This is a genomic window from Streptomyces sp. NPDC051020 (assembly GCF_040683105.1).
In the GTDB taxonomy this organism is placed as follows: domain Bacteria; phylum Actinomycetota; class Actinomycetes; order Streptomycetales; family Streptomycetaceae; genus Streptomyces.
The window spans coordinates 1-19,589 of sequence record NZ_JBFBCG010000047.1 but is presented as its reverse complement, the minus strand read 5'-3'; the positions used below and the strand labels follow the sequence as shown (position 1 = coordinate 19,589).

Sequence of the window (19,589 nt, the reverse complement as noted above, 5' to 3'; positions counted from 1 at the left end):
CGCCGACCACGGAGAATCCCATGCCCGAGCCCGCCCGCACCACGCGGCGGCGGAACGCCGCCCCGCCGCGGGAGACTGTGCTGGCCGCCGCGATGGAGAACATCGCCCAGCACGGGCTGGAGAAGCTCACCATGGCGGGCCTCGGCCGCGAGGTCGGCATGAGCAGCGGGCACCTGCTCTACTACTTCCGCACCAAGGACGAGTTGCTGCTCCAGACCCTGGAGTGGAGCGAGGAACAGCTCGGGGCGCAGCGCCGCTCCGCCCTCGCCCGCCAGGTCCCGGTCCGCGAGCGTCTCGACTCGTACATCGATCTGTACGTCGCGGACGGCCCCCGCGATCCGCACTGGACGCTCTGGCTGGAGCTGTGGAACCGGGCCCACGGGGTCGACGAGGAGTCCCGCAACCGCCTCTTCGACATCGAGCTCTCCTGGCACCGCGACCTGGTCGCCCTCCTTGTCGAGGGAGCCTCCCGCGGCGAGCTGCGCGCGGTCGACGCGGACAGGTACGCCACTCGGATACGGGCCCTGCTGGACGGCTTCAGCACCCATGTGGCGATGGGTCTCCCTGGTTCCGACCGGTCCCAAGTCCTCGCCCATATCGGCGAGTTCATCGACGAGACGCTCGGTTGAATGTCGTGCGCGGACGTCTGGCGGCCGGTCGGCATCGTCGCCGCCTTCGCCCGACCCGGCACCGTCGTCGCCCACGTGCAGCCGGACCCGGCCCACCCCGAGCTCGAGATCACCCGCGAGACGGTCCCCCTGCCTCTGCTACGACGGCGTCATGCTGTGCGCCTTCGACGAGCCGCGCGACGCCGCCCCACCTTTGTGAGCTCCTCTTGGACGTCCCGCGCCGCCGCAACACCGCCCCGCCCCGCGAGGATGTGCCGGCCGCAGCCATGGCCACCATCGCCGAGCGCGAGCGCGTCCGGCAACATCCCGCCGCCGATCGGGTGCGGCGGACTGCCCGTACCGAAGCGGCCGTTCCCCCCGACCGTGAACGAAGCGCACGTAAGTACGCAACTTCTGGCCTGCGTTCGGGCCGGCGCTGCTCGCCCTGGTCGTGGTCACGGGCTACACCTCGATCAACGCCTGCGTGAAGGCCGAGCTCTTCCCGACCGGCATCCGCGCGCTGGGTGTCGCCCTCCCGTACGCCCTCGCCAACGCCCTTTTCGGCGGCACCGCCCCATACGTGGCGCTCTGGTTCAAGAAGGCCGGCATCGAGTCCGGCTTCTCCTGGTACGTGGCGGGGTGCGCCGCGATCTCCCTGGTTGTCTATCTGACGATGCGTGAGACCCGCGACATCGACCTGGGCCGGGGCGGCGCGATGGCTGCCGAGGGCGGGCGGACGGAGCCGGCCGGAGCGACGAGCGTCACGCCCGCATCCTGAGACGGTCGAGGGCGCGGAGGCAGTGCTGTGCGAGACTGCCTCCGTGTCCTCGTTCGTCATGATTATTGGCAACAGGCGCGCCGGTCCGCAGTGACCGTCCCGTACCACCAGATACGGAGCGGCCACCGTGCCCCAGACCCGCGCGCAGACCTCTCGCACACGCGAGGGGTTTTTTCGTTTTCCGGCCCTCACCTCGGCCGGGGCGATGCGCGCGGGATGATGGGGGCAAGTGGAGCCCAATCGTCCGGATCCACTCATCCGACAGGAGTCAGACCAGCATGACCACCAAGGCCAAGCCCACCGACGACAGCTTCCATGTCTTCGACACCACACTGCGCGACGGTGCACAGCGTGAAGGCATCAACCTGACGGTCGCGGACAAGCTGACCATTGCCCGGCACCTGGACGACTTCGGCGTGGGCTTCATCGAGGGCGGCTGGCCCGGCGCCAACCCCCGCGACACGGAGTTCTTCGCCCGGGCCCAGCAGGAGATCGAGTTCAAGAACGCCGAGCTGGTCGCCTTCGGCGCGACCCGCAGGGCCGGTGCCAAGGCGTCGGATGACCCCCAGGTCAAGGCGCTGCTGGAGTCCGGAGCCCCGGTGATCACGCTGGTCGCCAAGTCGCACGACCGGCATGTGGAACTCGCCCTGCGCACCACCCTCGAAGAGAACCTGGAGATGGTCCGCGACACCGTCTCCTACCTGCGCGAACAGGGCCGCCGGGTCTTCGTCGACTGCGAGCACTTCTTCGACGGCTACCGCGCCAACCCCGAGTACGCCAAGGACGTCGTCCGGGCCGCCCACGAGGCCGGCGCCGATGTCGTCATCCTCTGCGACACCAACGGCGGGATGCTCCCCGCCCAAGTCCAGGCCGTCGTCTCCACCGTCCTCGCGGACACCGGCGCCCGGCTCGGCATCCACGCCCAGGACGACACCGGCTGCGCCGTCGCCAACACCCTGGCCGCCGTCGACGCGGGCGCCACGCACGTCCAGTGCACCGCCAACGGGTACGGCGAGCGGGTCGGCAACGCCAACCTCTTCCCCGTCGTCGCCGCCCTGGAACTCACGTACGGCAAGAGCGTCCTCCCCGAGGGCGCACTCGCCGAAATGACCCGTATCTCGCACGCCATCGCCGAGGTCGTCAACCTCACGCCCTCCACTCACCAGCCCTATGTGGGTGTTTCCGCCTTCGCCCACAAGGCCGGACTGCACGCCTCCGCCATCAAGGTCGACCCCGACCTCTACCAGCACATCGATCCGGCGCTCGTCGGCAACACCATGCGGATGCTCGTCTCCGACATGGCGGGCCGTGCCTCCATCGAGCTCAAGGGCAAGGAGCTCGGCATCGACCTCGGGGGTGACCGCGAGCTCGTCGGCCGGGTCGTGGAGCGGGTCAAGGAACGTGAGCTCAAGGGATACACGTACGAAGCCGCGGACGCCTCCTTCGAACTGCTGCTGCGCGCCGAGGCCGAGGGCCGGGTACGCCGCTACTTCCGTACGGAGTCCTGGCGCGCGATCGTCGAGGACCGACCCGACGGCACGCACGCCAACGAGGCGACCGTGAAGCTCTGGGCGAAGGGCGAGCGGATCGTCGCCACCGCCGAGGGCAACGGCCCGGTCAACGCCCTCGACCGGGCGCTGCGCGTCGGCCTGGAGCGGATCTACCCGCAGCTCGCCAAGCTGGAGCTGGTCGACTACAAGGTCCGCATCCTGGAGGGCCGCACCGGCACCGAGTCCACCACTCGCGCGCTGATCACCACGAGCGACGGCACCGGTGACTGGGCGACTGTCGGTGTCGCGGAGAACGTCATCGCCGCGTCCTGGCAGGCGCTGGAGGACGCGTACACCTACGGCCTGCTGCGGGCCGGGGTCGAGCCCACGGAGTAGTTGCGCGGTCCGACGCGGACCACCTGCTGCGCAGCAGTGAGGGCGCCCGCACGGCCGCTTTGCCGCGGTGGCGGGCGCCCCTGTACTCCCTGGATCAGCGTCCTGCCCGAGCCCGGCCTACGGGGGGCAGGGGCAGCGGATCAGCGGGGAGTCGCACCTACAGGTTCTGGTCGATCTGCATCTCCCGGACCTTGTCGTCACGGTGCGTCTTGTCGTTCTTGATGGTGTACGTCGTCGACGGGCCGGTGCCGCTGACCTTGGTGATCTCGCCCTGGCACTTCTTGTTGTCCGCGTCCCGGTACTCCACGCGCTGACCCTCGTTGTGCTGCATTGACTTCTCCACTTCTCGATCTTGACTGGCAAGGGCCGCCCCGGCTCTTCAGCCCGGGCTGCCCCGTCCGGCGCCCGCTTCTCGTCGCGGTGCGCAATGCCAGATCACACTGTGTGCGGGCAATCAGCGACTCCAGAGAGCCCAATGGGGTCAACTTCCCGGCGAATCCCGTGTCGTTCCCCGTGTCCCCTTGGGAGAGGGACGGCGGAGGGTTCGGTGGCCGGTGACCGGGCCGCCGCCGATGGCCTGCACGAGTTCGGCGAATGCGCCCAGCATCGCGCGCCCCAGCAGATCGCCCTCGAACGCGGGGCGTACGAACTCGGCATGGTCGACAGCAACGGTGTCGCACGACGCCCGGGTTTCGCGCAGATGGGACTGCTCGGCCACGCCGCAGATCCTCTTGCTCCCGGCCCGGACGGCGTCAGACCCGCAGCGGAAGGAAAAGCCGAGCGCCCGCCTTCCTCCCCGGCGGGGAAGTGGAAGGCGGGCGCGCTCGGGTCCGAGGACTTCCGGGTATCAGGCCTGCGGGGCGGCCTTGATCGCGGAGATGTCGAAGTTCAGCTTGACCTTGTCGCTGACCATCACGCCGCCGGTCTCCAGCGCCGCGTTCCAGGTCAGGCCCCAGTCGGAGCGGAGGATGTCCGCACTGCCCTCGAAGCCGACGCGCTCGTTGCCGTAGACATCGGTGGCGGAGCCGTTGAACTCCAGGTCGATGGCGAGCGGGCGCGTGACGTCCTTGATGGTGAGGTCGCCGGTGATCCGGTACTTGTCGCCGCCGAGCTGCTCGGCCTGCGTGGAGCGGAACGTCATGAGGGGGAACTTCTCGGCGTCGAAGAAGTCGCCACTGACCAGGTGGCCGTCACGGTCGGTGATGCCGGTGTCGACGCTGGCGATCTTGACGTCGATGGAGGCGGCCGAGTTCGCGGGATTGTGACCGTCCAGCTTCAGGGTGCCCTCGTGCTCCCCGAAGGAGCCACGCACGTTGGTGACCATGGCGTGACGCACGGTGAAGCCGATGCTGCTGTGGGCCGGGTCGATGGCGTACTCGCCGGTCAGGGCGGCCAGGGCCGGGTCCACGGCGACGGTGGCGGGGGCGGACGGGGCGGCGGTGGCCTTGCGGTTGAACAGAGCCATGGCTCCTCCTCGGGGGGCGTGATCGAGCGGCGGTCGAAGTGGATGTTTAACCTTCAACGAGATTGACTGTAGACCCATCTTGTTCAAAGTTCAACATCGAGGAGCCGATCCGTTTCCGGAAGGGCGACGTTCACCTCGCGGTCACGCGAGGCCCTCTGGCGGACGCGCGTAGAACTCGGGCACTATCTCCCTGCCCTAGTTGTCATGAGCAGGAGGAGTTCCCCATGGTGTCCCGTATGACCCTGCGCCCCGTCCTGACCGCCCTCGCCCTCGTCCTCGGCGCCCTCTTCGCCCCCGGAGTCGGCGCCCTCGGCAGCGGCGCCACCGAGGCGCACGCCGTCACCAAGCTCACGCACGCGCAGGCGACGTCGATGTTCCGCGCGTCGGGCATCACCTGGTCGTCCTCGGGCGGCTGCTCCGACCGGAACAACTCCACCTGCACCTCGTTCGAACAGCTGAACCTGGCCACCGCCCAGGGCGCCCAGACCCTCAAGAGCGCCACGGGCTGCGCCCTCAACATCACCGGCGGCACCGAGACCGGGCACGCCAGCGGTACGTATTCGCACTGGAACGGCTACAAGCTCGACTTCGGCAAGTCCACCTGTCTCACCAACTACGTCCATGGTGTCTTCAGTTACATAGGGCTCCGCGGTGACGGCGCCCCCCAGTACAAGTCCGCCTCCGGCAACATCTACGCGGACGAGGGCAATCACTGGGACGTGACGTACTACAACTGCGGCGGCTGCTGACCGCGCACTGTATCTGCTTGCACGGGTGCCCCCGTTCCACCGGAACGGGGGCGGTCGTGCGCCGGGCTCGGCGAAGCTGGGCAAGACGGAGTGCGAGCCCCCCAAGAAGTGGGGCAGCGGCACCATCAAGCCCATTGCCGAGTTCCTCAGTTACCGATCCTGGATGAGCGGCGGTGAGGCACTCGTGCGCGGAGACATCAACGGCGCGGTGCAGGGATTCACCGGTGGCACGCCCGCGTACGCCGTCGGCGAGGCCAGCAAGCACCTTGAGAAGGGATCGATCCCGAGCGACGTAAAGGGGAAACGCCATCGCCCCACGTTCATCAACACGATCGGTAAGTTCGGGGGAAGATATTCGGTGCGCCGGTCGCCGTGGTGGCGACGGGAATCGACTTCTCCTACACCCCGTCGAAGAAGGAACCCGGTGACACCCATGTGGTAGCACCAGCAGAACCAGGAAAGGTGAGGTACCGGTGAAGCACTCCGCAGGCCCGCCGCCGCCCGGTCGCCGCCGTCCGGACTTGTGGCACTGGCTGCGCCCCCGGAGTTCACGGGCATTCGTCCTCGGCATCTGCATGGCCCTCGGCGGGCTCGCCGGCGGGGTGCGCTCCGCGGTGGACGGAAAGGGGATCTGGACGTCCTTCGGCATCTTCGGCGTGGGGGTTCTCGGAGTTTTTCTCACCATTGCGTGGATCGTGACGTACACGCGGGAGCGCTGAGGAGAGGGCTCGGGCACAGCGACCAGGTCGCTGGGTCGCCCTCGCCCGGCCCGTTGGTCCGCGCCGCCACCGGGGCCGGGGCGGGCGAGCGGTGCTCCGGTGGCGGGGCACCGCGGGCCGCCCCGACCCGGGCTCAGGCTCTCACGCTCGCCCTCGTCACTGGCCCACCCTTCCGTCGACGCACTCGCGCAACAGGTCGGCGTGCCCGCAGTGACAGGCGTATTCCTCGACCCGATGCACCATCAACTCCCGGAGCGCGATCTCGTCCTTCCCCAGACGCTCGCTCAGATCCGCGTGCTCGGCCAGCGCGGCGTCGGTCGCGGCCTGCTCGCGTAGTCGAAGGCCAGACCATAGCCGCGCCCTCCGACGCACAAACCTGGAACCCGGGGCGAACCCTGTGACGAGGCAACCGTTGACCATGACCGAAACCTGCCGGTCAACGGCCCACGGTTCGGTGAAACCGTGGTTGGCGGGTTCGCAGCCGGACGCGGCCCGTCGGCGGCATACCGGATGCGGTTTATCCGAAGGACTCGTCGTGCACCCCCGCATCTCCTACCGGGTACCGGTACAGCCTGCGCACGCTGGTACCGAGCCGTGAGATATCGGCGCCGTAGACGTGGATGGCAATGACCGTGGAGTCACCGGAGTTGCGCACCGAGTGGATGTCACCCGGCGGTGCGAAACCGGCGGCGGTACCGGCCGGGTTGACCGTCCGCCCGGCGGGCACGAGCCGGATGGGTCCGTCGAGGCCGCGCATTTCGTAGCGCTCCTCGGTCTCGGCGCCTTCGTGGACCCCGGCGACGCACCACGCCACATGGTCGTGGATCGGGGTGCGCTGCCCGGGTTCCCAGACGAGTACGACCAGAGAGAAACTTCCGTCGTCCTCGGCGTGCACCACATGCTGGCGATAGTGGTCGGGGTCGCCGGCACGGAACTGCGGCGGCACCAGGTCGGGCAGGGCCAGGAACGGCTCGAGCCGAGCCGCGACCAGGTGTGCGGTCTCGGCCGGGGTGCGTTCCAGCCGCACGGTGTCGCGTACCGCCTCGACGAGCTCGTCCAGTCGCGTCGAAGGCGCAGTGGCGATGGGGAATGCCATGTTGTCCCTCTCCTTTGGGGCTGTTGGGGGGAGTGGCTCGGACACGATGGGCGGTGTGGGCGGCTGCGGGACCGGCGCCCTCGCGGCTCAGGACAGCGCCTGGGCCAGGTCGGCGATGAGATCGTCGGCGTTCTCGATGCCCACCGAGATCCGCACCAGGTCGGCCGGAACCTCCAGCGGGGTCCCGGCCGCGGAGGCATGCGTCATACGGGCCGGGTGCTCGATGAGCGACTCCACGCCGCCGAGGGACTCCGCCAGCGTGAACAGCCGTGTCCGCTCGCACACGTCGAGCGCGCCACGCTCACCTCCGGCGAGACGGAAGGAGACCATGCCGCCGAAGCGGCGCATCTGCTTGACCGCGACCTCATGGCCCGGGTGGCCGGGCAGCCCGGGGTAGAGGACCTGCGTCACTCGCGGGTGCTGGGCGAGCATCGCCGCCACCCGTTCGGCGTTGTCGCAGTGCCGGTCCATGCGTACACCCAGGGTCTTGACGCCACGCAGCGTCAGCCAGGCGTCGAAGGGACCGGGGATCGCCCCGACCGCGAACTGGTGGAAGCGGATCTTCTCCCCGAGTTCCTCGTCTCGTACCACCACTGCCCCGCCGATCACATCGGAGTGGCCGCCGATGTACTTCGTGGTGGAGTGCATCACGAGGTCCGCGCCGAGCGTCAGCGGCTGCTGCAGGTACGGCGAGGCGAAGGTGTTGTCGACCGCGAGCAGCGCGCCCGCCTCATGGGCGATGCCGGCCAGCGCGGCGATGTCGTTGACGCCGAGCAGCGGATTGGTGGGGGTCTCACACCAGATGAGCCGGGTCTCGGGGCGCACGGCGGCCCGTACCGCGTCGAGATCGCGGAGCGGGACGGGGGTGTACGACAGCCCCCAGCCCGCGAGCACCTTGCGGAACAGCCGCAGGCTGCCGCCGTAGGCGTCGTCCGGGATGACCACATGGTCGCCGGGTGCGCAGACGGCGCGGACCGCGGTGTCCTCGGCCGCGAGTCCGCTGGCGTAGGACGTCGCACATGTGCCGGACTCCAGGGCGGCGAGGCACTCCTCGAGAGCGGTGCGAGTGGGGTTGCCCGCGCGGCTGTAATCGTAGCCGCCGCGCAGCCGCCCGACCGCGTCCTGCTGGTAGGTCGAGGTCTGGTGAATGGGCGGGACCACTGCTCCCGTGGTCTGGTCGGGGGCCTGACCGGCGTGAATGGCCAGGGTTTCGAAGGCATGAGGCTGATCCATGCTCAGCAGCGTGCCTGCCCGCATCTATACGGTCTAGTGAGGGAGTTTTGCGATCCATCAAGAATCTGCTTATTGATGCGTGATCCGGCAGCCGGGGCGAAGCTCGGCCGCGGCGTGTCGCAGCGCGTCCAGCATGACCCTGATGGCCGGTACTTCTTGATGGCCGGCAAGGGTGTAGGCGGACACTCTGCGGTGGTCCGCGGGGACGACCGGACGTCCTGCGACTTTGGGGTGGCGCATGAACGACAGCACCATGCCGGGCATGAGCGCGATGCCCGTTCCCGCGGCCACCAGGCTCTGCACCGCGAGGTTGTCGTCGGTGGTGTACGCGATGTCCGGCTCGAAACCCGCCTCGGCGCAGGCCGCCACGAAGTGACCGCGACAGCGCAGACATCCCGCGATCCAACGCTCGTGCGTGAACTGCTGCAGCTCCACGGTGCGGCGCCGTGCGAGCGGATGCCCGGCAGGCAGCAACACCACCAACGGATCGTCGAGCAACGGCACTTCGATCAGGTCCTGTTCGATCTGCTGCTCGGCCGCGCCGCCGTAGGAGAACGCCAGGGTGATGTCGCAGTCGCCGCGGCCGAGCGCGTTGAGGGACAGCGGCGGCTCCTGTTCCTGCAGCTCGATGCGGATCCCCGGGTGGTGTGCGGTGATGCGGGCGACCGCAGCGGGCAGCAGGGCCGCGTTGGCGCTGGGGAACGCGCAGACGCGTATCCGCCCGGCCTTCAGGCGGGTGATCGCGTTCATCTGCTCGTGCGCGGCCTCGATCTGCCCCAGGATGCCTGAGGCGTGGCGCGCCAGCACCTCGCCGGCGTCCGTCAGCCGCAGTTTGCGGCCCACTCGGACGAACAGCGGCGTTCCGACGGCTCGTTCAAGGGCCTTCATCTGCTGGCTGATGGCCGGCTGGGTGTAGCCCCGACTCCGGGCCGCTGCCGCGTAGGAGCCGGTGCGCACGACCTCGGCGAACGTCTGGACGTGCCGTGAGTCAAACATGCGCCAACAGTAAGGAGAGTTTGGGGAGGGGTAAAGAAGATCAACGCTGGACTTTCCTTCTGACCTGCGCCACGGTGGGCCGACCTACCGCTCGCCTCGAGATCGCGGCATCGGGTCGCCACTCCGATCCGTGCGCTCTCGGTACGTCCATGTCTGCCCACGTCTGGCTGCGGCTCCTTACCAGCAGCGTGACCGTCCCTCCACGCACAAGGGGAAGCCCTGTGAACTCGTACGGAAGACTCGCCCGCCGCTCCGCCCCCCTCGCACTCGTCGCCTGCCTGGCCCTGGCGACCACGGCCTGCAGCGGCGGCAGCGGGGGAGCGACCACAGCGGGCGGGGTGAAGCTGGTCAAGGCCGGCCAACTGACCACCTGCACCCACCTGCCCTACCCGCCCTTCCAGTCGGAGCGGAACGGCAAGGTCGTCGGCTTCGACGTCGCCATGATCGACCTGGTCGCCAAGGACCTCGGCGTCAAGCAGACCATCGTCGACAAGTCCTTCGAGACCATCAAGACGGGTGCCGACCTCAATGCCGGCATCTGCGATGTGGCCGCCGCCGGCATGACCATCACCGACGAGCGCAAGCGGAACCTCGACTTCTCGACCCCCTATTTCAACGCCACTCAGGCGCTGCTCGCGCGGAAGGGGGTGACCGCCGGGTCACTGGACGAGATCAAGGCCGGGAAGGTGAAGCTGGGTTCCCAGTCGGCCACGACCGGCGAGGACCAGGCGCACGCGCACGGTCTGGACCCCCAGTCGTTCGAGAGCTCCGACGCCGTGCTGAACGGGCTGCGCACCGGGCAGGTCGATGTGGTCATCCAGGACTATCCGGTGGTTGAGAACTGGCTCAAGGACCCCGCGATCGCAGCCCGGCTCAAGCTGGTCGGCACCGTGCAGACCGGCGAACGGTACGGCTTCGCGGTGAAGAAGGGCGGCAATCCCAAGCTGCTCGCGGCGATCGACAAGGCGATCGAGAAGGCCAAACAGGACGGGACGTACAAGAAACTCTACGAGCAGTGGATCGGCCCGATGTCCGAGGAGACGATGACCCGGTGAGCGCCGCCCAGACCTCCACCACGCCGACCCGGCGGGAGAAGCAGACCGCGCCGCGGCCCGCACTGTCCCCACGCCTCCGGCGCCGCATCGTCCGCGGGATCCAGTACGCGCTCCTGGCCGTCGCCGTGCTCCTCGTCGGCACCCTCGCCGACTGGCACCAGCTGCAGCACCAGTTCCTCGAACTCTCCGTGGCCCGGCAGATGTTTCCGGACCTGATCACCGTGGCGCTGACCAACACCGTGGCGTACACCCTGTCCGGATTCGGGGTCGGTCTCGTCCTCGGCCTGGTGATCGCCTTGATGCGGTTGTCCTCGGTGGCGCCGTACCGCTGGCTGGCTTGCGTCTACATCGAGTTCTTCCGCGGCCTGCCCGCCCTGCTGATCTTCATCTTCATCGGAGTCGGCGTTCCGCTCGCCTTCCCCGGCGTGATGATTCCCGGCGGCGCCTACGGGCAGGTGGCCGTCGCTCTCGGCCTGGTCGCGGCAGCCTACATGGCCGAGACCATCAGGGCCGGCATCCAGGCCGTGCCGCGCGGCCAGATGGAGGCGGCGCGGACACTTGGTATGTCACGCGGCCTGGCCATGCGCTCGATCGTCATTCCGCAGGCTTTCCGGATCATCGTGCCGCCTCTCACCAATGAACTGGTGCTGCTGTTCAAGGATTCCTCTCTCGTGTTGTTTCTGGGCGTCACGCTGGAGACCCGTGAACTCACCAAGTTCGGGCGTGATCTGGCCAGTGAAACCGCCAACACCACTCCGATCTTCATCGCCGGTCTGTGCTATCTGCTCATCACCATCCCCCTGGGATATGTGGTGCGTCGCCTGGAGGCGCGCCACGCGAAAGCCAGATGACCGGTGAAAGCCACGCAGGCCCTGAGCGATACCACAACCGGAAGAGGCGAAGGCACACACATGACGGCAGCGATCAAGATCCAAGGACTGCACAAGTCGTTCGGTGATCTGGAGGTGTTGCGGGGCGTCGACTTCACCATCGAATCCGGCGAGGTGGTCTGCGTCATCGGCCCGTCGGGGTCGGGGAAGTCCACACTGCTGCGTTGTGCGAACCTCCTTGAACAGCCGACCGAGGGACGGGTGGTCGTCGGCGGCACGGACACCACCGACCCGGATGTGGACATCGACCGGGTACGACGCCGCATCGGCATGGTCTTCCAGCAGTTCAACCTCTTCGCGCACCTGAGTGTGCTGGAGAACCTGACGATAGCTCAGCGACGGGTGCTCCGGCGCGGGAAGGACGATGCCGTACGCGTGGCACGGGAGAACCTCGCCCGGGTCGGACTCGCCGACAAAGCGGACAGTTACCCCGCGCAGCTCTCCGGCGGACAGCAGCAGCGGGTGGCGATCGCCCGGGCGCTGTCGATGGGACCGGAGCTGATGCTGTTCGACGAGCCGACCAGCGCACTCGATCCGGAACTCGTCGGCGATGTGCTGAGCGTGATGCGTGGTCTCGCTGATGAGGGCATGACCATGATGGTCGTCACCCACGAGATGGGCTTCGCACGGGAGGTCGCCGACCGCGTGGTCTTCATGGACGGCGGCGTGGTCGTCGAGCAGGGCCGCCCCGATGAGGTACTGGGGGCCCCGCAGCATCCGCGGACCCGCGCCTTCCTCGCCCGTGTCATCCACCCGGGCGAGGCGGGTGCCGCCGCGCCCCGATAGCGAGGCGCGGCACAGGCTTTCTGTCGTGCCTGTTGGGCGCAGGGGACCTCGGTCGGGTCAGCGCGGCGCGACGACGTGGGCTACCGCGGTGAGGAGCTCCGTGGCGACGGCACGGCCGAGACCACTGGCGCCGCCGGTCACCAGGGCGACTGATGCGGTGGGGTTCATGGGCATACCTTTGTGTGCGCAGCGGACAGAACATGTGCGGCCGGTCCGGAGTTGCCGCGAGCGAGGTCCCGGCTGATGACCAGGCGCTGGATCTGGTTGGTGCCCTCGAAGATTTGCATGACCTTGGCTTCCCGCATGTAGCGCTCGACCGGGAAGTCGCGGGTGTAGCCGGCGCCCCCGAAGATCTGGACCGCTTCGGTGGTCACCCGCATCGCGGCGTCGGTGGCGATCAGCTTGGCGATGCTGGCCTGCCTGCCGTACGGGGGAGCGGAGTCCCGGCAAAGTGGTGTGGTGCGAATTCGCGGTGCGCGGGCCGGCCCCAAGTCCCGAGCCAGACGCAATCGTTAACGGAAACGTACTTCTGGAAAGTGTGATTCCGTAAGTTGCGCAGGTGGTCGCTGGTCACGGCCGGGAAACCCCGCAATCTCGCCAAGCCGCCCGACATGGGGCCAGGTCATGCGCGGCGGAGTGAGCGTCCCGCACATCACGCACAGGGGCGCCGCCCCGCGTGGATGCCAACCGTCCACTTGGACTTACGCATCGCGGTTGTTGGACTGGAGGGCCCCACGGGGCCATACGTCGTTGACGGTGTGCCGACACGGGGACTACTCAGGGCACATGTCGCGAAGATTCACTTCGGCGGGCGCTGTCGCCGCCGCCTCAGCCGCCGTCCTGGCGCTGGTGGGGACCGTGCTCCCCGCCACAGCCGCCACCCAGTCACCCGCCGCAGTCGGCGCGGCCGTTCCCGCGGACGCCGGCGTCATCGGATCGCCGCAGCTCTCGGTCGCCGTCGCAGACGACTTCCCGCGCGTCCTGTCGTACACCGACCGGGCCAGCGGCAACCAGCTGTCCGGCTCCACGAAACCGGTCACCGAGGTCACCCTCAACGGCACCGCACACGCCGTGAAGCTCAAGGACGCGCCCGAGGTCACCGACTCGACCGCCCGGTACACGCTGACCTTCCCCGATCTGCCCGGCGTCGAGATCGACGCCTCGCTCTCGGTCTCCGGGCGCGCCACCACCTTCAAGGTGACGGCCGTCCGCGACACCGAGGCGTTCCGGGTCGGCACCCTCGACATCCCCGGCCACGACCTGGTCTCCGTCGGATCCACCGACACCGGCGCCGCCACCGCGTTCACCCGGCTCGACACGAACTCCACGCGGTCCGCCGACGTCTTCGCCAAGGTCACCGCGGACACCGCCGCCGACAAGGCGCCGGTCGGTGCCTCGTACGCGATCGTCAACACTGGCTCGCTCGCGGCGGCCATCGAGTCCAACTCCTCGTACGACAAGCCGTCCGGCGCCACCGGCGGCGACGGCGCCCGGTTCTGGCACCAGGCACGCAAGGCCGACGACGGCAGCGTCCGGGTCGGTGTCTGGTCCGGGCAGTGGACCTACCGCGGCGCCGGAGCACCGGAGCCGGAGAGCGGGGACAACCTCCCCTGGGCGAAGGTCGTCATCACGCCCGACGCCAACGGCGACAAGACTGTCGACTGGCAGGACGGCGCGGTCGCGTTCCGCACCATCGGCGTGATCGCTCCCGGCAGCGACGACACCGCGGACCGGGTCATCACCCACATTCCGTTCAACTTCGCCAGCCAGGCCACCCACCCCTTCCTGCGGACCCTCGACGACGTCAAGCGGGTCTCGCTGTCCACGGACGGTCTCGGGCAGAGGGCGATCCTCAAGGGGTACGCCTCCGAGGGGCACGACTCCGCCCACCCCGACTACGGCGGCAACTACAACAAGCGCGGCGGCGGGTTGAAGGACCTCAACGAGCTCCTCAAGGACGGCAAGAAGTGGGGTGCCACCTTCGGCGTCCACGTCAACGCCACCGAGGCGTACCCGGAGGCCAACGCCTTCGACGAGAAGCTCGTCGACAAGACCAGGCCCGGCTGGAACTGGCTCGGCCAGAGCTACTACATCGACCAGCGCCGCGACATCAACAGCGGCGACCTGGCCAAGCGCTTCCAGCAACTGCGCGACGAGACCGACCGCAACCTGAGCTTCCTCTACGTCGACGTCTACTACACGCACGGCTGGATCGCTGACAAGACCCTCCAGACCTTGCAGAAGCAGGGCTGGAACGTCGGCAGTGAGTGGTCCGACAAGTTCGAGCGCGGCACGCTCTGGTCCCACTGGGCCAACGACCTCGACTACGGCGGCGCCGCCAACAAGGGCCTCAACTCGCAGATCATCCGGTTCATCCGGAACAGCGAGAAGGACGTCTGGAACAACAACCCGGTCCTCGGCCAGACCGCCATCAGCGAATTCGAGGGCTGGACCGGCGAGACCGACTGGAACGCCTTCTACGACAACATCTGGCAGCGCAACCTGCCCGCCAAGTACCTCCAGCACCAGAAGATCACCCGCTGGGACGGCAACGACATCACCTTCACCGGTGATGTCCGGGGCACCGTCGAGGACGGCAAGCGGACCTTCTACGACCACGGCCGCAAGGTGCTGAGCGGCACCGACTACCTGCTTCCGTGGGACGGCGGGAAGAAGCTCTACCACTACAGCAAGTCCGGTGGTACGAGCAGCTGGGCCGTGCCGTCCACGGGGGCGTACACCGTCTACAAGCTCACCGACAACGGCCGAGTCAAGGCCGGAACGGTCAAGCCCGTCGACGGGAGGATCACGCTGAAGGCCGAGGCCGGTCAGCCGTACGTCCTCTACCCGGACGAGGCGCCGAAGGCCGCCGACACCAAGTGGGGCGAGGGCACCCCGGTCCACGACCCGGGCTTCAACGACGACGGGCTGACCGCCTGGTCGAAGACCGGCACCGTCGCCCGCGACACCGACGGCCGGGGCCGCAACAGCGCCAAGCTCTCCGGCACCGGCACGGCGGCACTCTCGCAGCGCATCTCCGGCCTCACGCCCGGCAAGCGCTACACCGCGTCCGCACTCATCGAGGTCCAGCCCGGAAAGACCCGGCACACGACGCTCACGGCCGGCGGGAAGTCCGTCGTCGTGGACCGCTCCACCGCCAAGGACTACGTCGCCGCGTCCGACTGGCACGGCACGTATTTCCAGCGCGCCAAGGTGAACTTCACCGCGCCCGCGAGCGGCCACACCATGTTCCGTATCGAAGCGGCCGGAGGCAGTACGGCGAGCGTGCGGGCCGATGACGTACGCATCGTCGCCAACGCCCCGGAGAGCAAGAAGAACACCGTCGTCTCCGAGGACTTCGAGGACGTCGACCAGGGCTGGGGCCCCTTCCTCAAGGGCGACGCGGGCGGTTCCACCGACCCCCGCACCGTCATCTCCCAGCTGCACGCCCCGTACACCCAGGCCGGCTGGAACGGGAAGCTCGTCGACGACGTGATCGGCGGCAAGGAGTCCCTCAAGGCCCACGAGGAGAACGGCGGGCTCGTCTACCGGACCGCGCCCTGGACCGTACCGATGACCGACGGCCACCGCTACAAGGTCGAGTACGACTACCAGTCCAGCCACGCCGGCGCCTACGAGTGGGTCGACGGGTACGACCGGATCTCGGCCGACGGCACCCCCGACTCGGTCGAGACCCGCACCACGGCGATCGGTCAGCAGCGCACCACGGGACACTTCTCCGAGACCGTCACGGCGGGCTGCGGTGACACCTGGACCGGGCTGCGCAAGCGTGACGACGCACCCGACCGTGCCGACTTCGTCCTGGACGGGTTCACCGTGACCGACCTCGGCGCCGCCCCGGCCGGTGAGATGGCCGCCTGCGGAACGCTCAGCGTCGACCCGGCCGCGGAGACCCTGGAGCCGGGCGTCGCCGGCGTCGTCGAGGTGAGCTTCACCAACTACGAGGCGACGCAGGTCACCGGCGTCTCGGTGGGCCTCACCGTCCCGGACGGCTGGAAGGCGGAGCCCGTGGGCGCGGTCACCTTCGACTCGGTCGCGGCGGGCGCCAAGGCCACCGCCGGCTGGCGGGTCACTCCGCCGGTGGACGCCAAGTATCAGACGTACAACCTGAGTTCCGAGGTGTCCTACACGGTCGGCAGCGCGCAGCGGACCCTCGGCGCGCAGACGTCCGTACGGACACTGCCGCCGCCGCCCACTACGGACAGCTGGGCCAGCGACCTGGACTGGACCGCTGCCAGCAACGGCTGGGGACCGGTTGAGCGTGACATCTCCAACGGTGAGACGGGCGCCGGCGACGGTTCCCCGCTGACGATCGGTGGCACCGTCTACGCCAAGGGCCTGGGCAGCCACGCCCCCGCGAAGATCCGCTACTACCTGGGCGGCCAGTGCACCTCGTTCACCGCCGAGGTCGGCGTGGACGATGTCCAGAAGAGCGCGGGCAGCGTGCAGTTCAGCGTCACGGCCGACGGCACGGAGAAGGTGAAGTCACCGGTGCTCAGGGCGGCCGACACCGCCTGGTCGCTCACGGCGGACGTCACCGGAGCGAAGTACGTCGAGCTGGTCGTCGGGGACGGCGGCGACGGTAATGGAAACGACCACGCCGACTGGGGCAACGCGCGGTTCCACTGTGGGAGTTGACCGGGCGATCGGTGAGTACTGAGCAATAGGCGGCGAGGGGGGTGGGGGCGGTCTCGGTCCCACCCCCTTCCCGTTCCCACGGGCGCGTGCCAAGAGCGACCGGCACATGGGGCTCGCGACGCCGCCCCCCATGTGCCGGTCGATCTGAACCGGCGTGCGGCCGGTCCATACCACTGAGGTTCCGGAGGTCTTGTCGTGTCACTCCTGCCCGCCTGGTCACGCCGTGCCTTTCTGGCCACCAGTACTGCCACCGCACTCGGCCTGGCCCTCCCTGGACAGGCCCACGCCACCGACGCACCTGCCGACGAGTTCGACACCCTCCGGCTGCGCTGGGTCGATCTCGCGCTCGGCACCGGATACGACGCCGCAGCCGAGCCCTACGCCTCTCGGCTCGCCGAGACCGGTGGACTCGCCGCGGGGTTCCGCGCCACCATGGCCCCCGCCGCGGCCTCCCTCTGGGCCGACCGTCCCTTCGACCCGCCGTCCGGCATCACCGCGAGCTACAGCCGCCTGTGGGTGATGACCCAGGCGTACGCCCAGCAGGGCACCGGCCACACGGGTGACACCGCGCTCCTCGCCGACATCGTCCGAGGCCTCGACCACCTCGCCGCGACGATCTACAGCCCCGCCACCACCCGGTACGGCAACTGGTGGGAATGGCAGATCGGCAGCCCACGTCTCCTCATGGACATCGTCGCCGTCCTCCACGACCACCTCACCGAGGAACAGCGGCAGGCCGCCTGCGCCGCGGTGGACCACTTCATCCCCGATGCCATGCTCGGCGACTACAGCGGCACGTCCACCGGCGCCAACCGCGTCGACCTCTGCCGTTCCGTCGCCCTGCGCGGCATCCTCGGCCGCGACCCCGTGAAGAACGCCCTGGCCCGCGACGCCCTCTCGCCCGTCTTCCCGTACGTGACGAAGGGGGACGGCCTCTACGCCGACGGGTCGTTCGTCCAGCACACCTGGGTCGCCTACTCGGGAACGTACGGGCAGGTCATGCTCGACGGCCTCGGCCGGCTCTTCGCACTGCTCGCCGGGTCCAGCTGGGCCGTCACCGACCCCAACCGGCAGATCATCCTCGACAGTGTCGAGCACGCCTACGCGCCACTCATCCACGACGGACTGATGATGGACAGCGTCAACGGCCGCGCCATCAGCCGGGGGCTGCTCAAGAGCGACGAGCGCAAGGTCATGCGGAGCGACCATTTCCACGGGCAGGGGCTGATCGCCGCCATCGCGCTCCTCGCCGGTGGCGCCTCAGCCGCCGAGCGCGACCGGTGGAACGCCATGGTGAAGGGGTGGATCGAACGGGACACCGTCGCCCCGATCCTCACCGCGCCGCAGTTCGGTGTCGCCGATCTGTCCCGGCTGGCGGCCGTCGCCGCCGACGCCGTCCCCGCCGCCCCCGAACCTGTCGGGCACACGCTCTTCACCGCCATGGACCGGGCCGTGCACCGCCGCCCGGGCTGGGTCGCCAGCCTCTCCATGGCGTCGGAGCGGATCAGCTCGTACGAATGCGGCAACGGGGAGAACCCGCGCGGCTGGCACACCGGGGCCGGGATGCTCTATTGGTGGCAGGGGCGTTCGGGAGGCGACCAGTACACCGACTGGTTCTGGCCGACCGTCGACTGGTACCGCCTGCCCGGCACCACCGTCTCGACCAAGCGCCTCACCGACCGCGCGGGCGGCGAATGGGGCGAACCCCGGCCCGCCGTCCAGTGGGTCGGCGGCACGCACGACGGCGAGTTCGCCGCCGTCGGACAGCACGTCAAGGGCCTGGGATCCACCCTGCAGGCCCGCAAATCCTGGTTCTGCACCGCCGATACGGTCATCTGTCTCGGCGCGGGCATCAGCGCCGCCGACGGGGTCCCGGTCGAGACGATCGTCGACAACCGCAACCTCGGTCCTGAACCCTCCGCCGCGTTCACCCTCGACGGCGGGACCCGTCCGCGCTGGGCACACCTCGACGGACACGGCGGCTGGGTGCTGCCCGGCGGCGCCGCCCTGCGGACGCTGCGGGAGGCCAGGACCGGAGCCTGGTCCGACATCAACACCACCAGCTCCACCGAGCAGCGGACCCGCCACTGGCAGACCCTCTGGCTCGACCACGGCACCGACCCCACCGACGCCACGTACCTCTATCTGCTGATGCCGGGCGCCTCCCGCCGCACGCTCGCCGCCCGCGCGGCGGACCGATCATGGCTGACCGTCCTGGCCAACACCGCGGACCGGCAGGGCGTCGCCGTCCGTTCGCTGGGGCTGACCGCCGCCAACTTCTGGCAGCCGGGCACGGCGGGCCCGCTCTCCGTCACGGCCCCGGCGAGCGTGCTCGTACGGGAGAGGCGTCACTCGTCGACGGTGTGCGTGAGCGGGCCCGACCGGAGCGGGGCGCCCGTGGACGTGGTGTGGGAGCGTCCGGTGCGCGAGGCTGTCTCCACCGACCCGGGGATCGAGGTGCGCGCCACGGGCCGCCGCCTGGTCCTGCGGGTCGCGCCGGGTAGGGCAGGCGCTAGCCTTCGCTGTGAGGTCCGCTAGGGCGTGTTTCGAAAGTGGCGTCGTCCGGCCGTAGGGCGGGCCGGGCGGCGTCTGGTGCGTGCGATCGCAAGGCGGAGGGTCGCCCCGATACTGGGCGTATCGGGGCGAGCCCGACAACGCAGCGAGCGTGC

General features: G+C 69.2%; 15 protein-coding genes and 3 pseudogenes. 10 read left to right on the top strand and 8 right to left on the bottom strand.

The window, feature by feature from the left end:
- Positions 1 to 20 precede the first annotated feature (20 nt).
- From AB0N06_RS24355 to cimA, 3 genes and pseudogenes are all read left to right on the top strand, one after another.
- Positions 21 to 629, top strand: a complete 609-nt coding sequence (locus AB0N06_RS24355) for a TetR/AcrR family transcriptional regulator (RefSeq protein ID WP_358862738.1) — start codon at positions 21 to 23, stop codon at positions 627 to 629.
- A 388-nt stretch (positions 630 to 1,017) separates the two neighbouring features.
- Positions 1,018 to 1,386 (top strand): annotated as a pseudogene (locus tag AB0N06_RS24350) (alpha-ketoglutarate transporter); the annotation flags it as partial.
- Positions 1,387 to 1,664: 278 nt separating this feature from the next.
- Positions 1,665 to 3,272: a citramalate synthase gene (gene cimA / locus AB0N06_RS24345; protein WP_366136788.1), complete on the top strand. Its 1,608-nt coding sequence runs from the start codon at positions 1,665 to 1,667 to the stop codon at positions 3,270 to 3,272.
- A gap of 157 nt (positions 3,273 to 3,429) precedes the next feature.
- Here the strand turns inward: cimA and AB0N06_RS24340 are convergent, their stop codons facing one another.
- The 3 genes from AB0N06_RS24340 to AB0N06_RS24330 form a co-directional block, all read right to left on the bottom strand.
- Positions 3,430 to 3,603, bottom strand: coding sequence for a hypothetical protein (locus AB0N06_RS24340; RefSeq protein ID WP_358862740.1), 174 nt, complete (start codon positions 3,601 to 3,603; stop codon positions 3,430 to 3,432).
- A 150-nt stretch (positions 3,604 to 3,753) separates the two neighbouring features.
- The gene (locus AB0N06_RS24335; protein ID WP_366136787.1) at positions 3,754 to 3,990 is read right to left on the bottom strand and encodes a hypothetical protein; all 237 of its coding nucleotides are present in this window, start codon (positions 3,988 to 3,990) and stop codon (positions 3,754 to 3,756) included.
- Between the two features lie 129 nt (positions 3,991 to 4,119).
- Positions 4,120 to 4,737 carry a YceI family protein gene (locus tag AB0N06_RS24330; RefSeq protein WP_366136786.1) on the bottom strand — a complete coding sequence of 206 codons (618 nt, stop codon included), beginning with the start codon at positions 4,735 to 4,737 and terminating at the stop codon, positions 4,120 to 4,122.
- Positions 4,738 to 4,961: 224 nt separating this feature from the next.
- Between AB0N06_RS24330 and AB0N06_RS24325 the strand changes: the two genes are divergently transcribed.
- Both AB0N06_RS24325 and AB0N06_RS24320 read left to right on the top strand, forming a co-directional pair.
- Positions 4,962 to 5,486, top strand: coding sequence for a hypothetical protein (locus AB0N06_RS24325; protein ID WP_366136785.1), 525 nt, complete (start codon positions 4,962 to 4,964; stop codon positions 5,484 to 5,486).
- A 473-nt stretch (positions 5,487 to 5,959) separates the two neighbouring features.
- Positions 5,960 to 6,205 (top strand): hypothetical protein, encoded by a 246-nt coding sequence (locus tag AB0N06_RS24320; protein ID WP_366136784.1) that lies wholly within the window; start codon positions 5,960 to 5,962, stop codon positions 6,203 to 6,205.
- 156 nt (positions 6,206 to 6,361) lie between these two features.
- On the opposite strand, the pseudogene AB0N06_RS24315 reads toward AB0N06_RS24320, so the two are convergent.
- From AB0N06_RS24315 to AB0N06_RS24300, 4 genes and pseudogenes are all read right to left on the bottom strand, one after another.
- Positions 6,362 to 6,538, bottom strand: a pseudogene (locus AB0N06_RS24315) (DUF664 domain-containing protein); the annotation flags it as partial.
- 184 nt (positions 6,539 to 6,722) lie between these two features.
- Complete coding sequence (locus AB0N06_RS24310; RefSeq protein WP_366136783.1) at positions 6,723 to 7,301, bottom strand: cysteine dioxygenase family protein; 579 nt, start codon at positions 7,299 to 7,301, stop codon at positions 6,723 to 6,725.
- 87 nt (positions 7,302 to 7,388) lie between these two features.
- Complete coding sequence (locus AB0N06_RS24305) at positions 7,389 to 8,534, bottom strand: cystathionine gamma-synthase (RefSeq protein ID WP_366136782.1); 1,146 nt, start codon at positions 8,532 to 8,534, stop codon at positions 7,389 to 7,391.
- Between the two features lie 69 nt (positions 8,535 to 8,603).
- On the bottom strand, positions 8,604 to 9,530 hold the full coding sequence (locus AB0N06_RS24300; protein ID WP_366136781.1) for a LysR family transcriptional regulator: 927 nt from the start codon (positions 9,528 to 9,530) through the stop codon (positions 8,604 to 8,606).
- 278 nt (positions 9,531 to 9,808) lie between these two features.
- Here AB0N06_RS24300 and AB0N06_RS24295 point away from each other — a divergent pair, with 278 nt between their 5' ends.
- From AB0N06_RS24295 to AB0N06_RS24285, 3 genes are all read left to right on the top strand, one after another.
- Complete coding sequence (locus AB0N06_RS24295) at positions 9,809 to 10,585, top strand: ABC transporter substrate-binding protein (protein ID WP_366136814.1); 777 nt, start codon at positions 9,809 to 9,811, stop codon at positions 10,583 to 10,585.
- A gap of 62 nt (positions 10,586 to 10,647) precedes the next feature.
- Entirely contained in the window at positions 10,648 to 11,436 is a 789-nt protein-coding gene (locus AB0N06_RS24290) for an amino acid ABC transporter permease (RefSeq protein ID WP_366136813.1), read from the top strand.
- Positions 11,437 to 11,496: 60 nt separating this feature from the next.
- A complete protein-coding gene (locus tag AB0N06_RS24285; RefSeq protein WP_366136780.1) occupies positions 11,497 to 12,261 on the top strand; it encodes an amino acid ABC transporter ATP-binding protein in 765 nt (254 codons plus the stop codon).
- A gap of 164 nt (positions 12,262 to 12,425) precedes the next feature.
- Here AB0N06_RS24285 and AB0N06_RS24280 read toward each other — a convergent pair.
- A pseudogene (locus AB0N06_RS24280) lies at positions 12,426 to 12,692 on the bottom strand (acyl-CoA dehydrogenase family protein); the annotation flags it as partial.
- A 355-nt stretch (positions 12,693 to 13,047) separates the two neighbouring features.
- On the opposite strand from AB0N06_RS24280, the gene AB0N06_RS24275 reads away from it, so the two are divergent.
- Positions 13,048 to 16,920, top strand: a complete 3,873-nt coding sequence (locus AB0N06_RS24275; protein ID WP_366136779.1) for an endo-alpha-N-acetylgalactosaminidase family protein — start codon at positions 13,048 to 13,050, stop codon at positions 16,918 to 16,920.
- Positions 16,921 to 17,181: 261 nt separating this feature from the next.
- The gene (locus AB0N06_RS24270; RefSeq protein WP_366136812.1) at positions 17,182 to 19,458 is read left to right on the top strand and encodes a polysaccharide lyase 8 family protein; all 2,277 of its coding nucleotides are present in this window, start codon (positions 17,182 to 17,184) and stop codon (positions 19,456 to 19,458) included.
- The last annotated feature ends 131 nt before the right edge of the window (positions 19,459 to 19,589 follow it).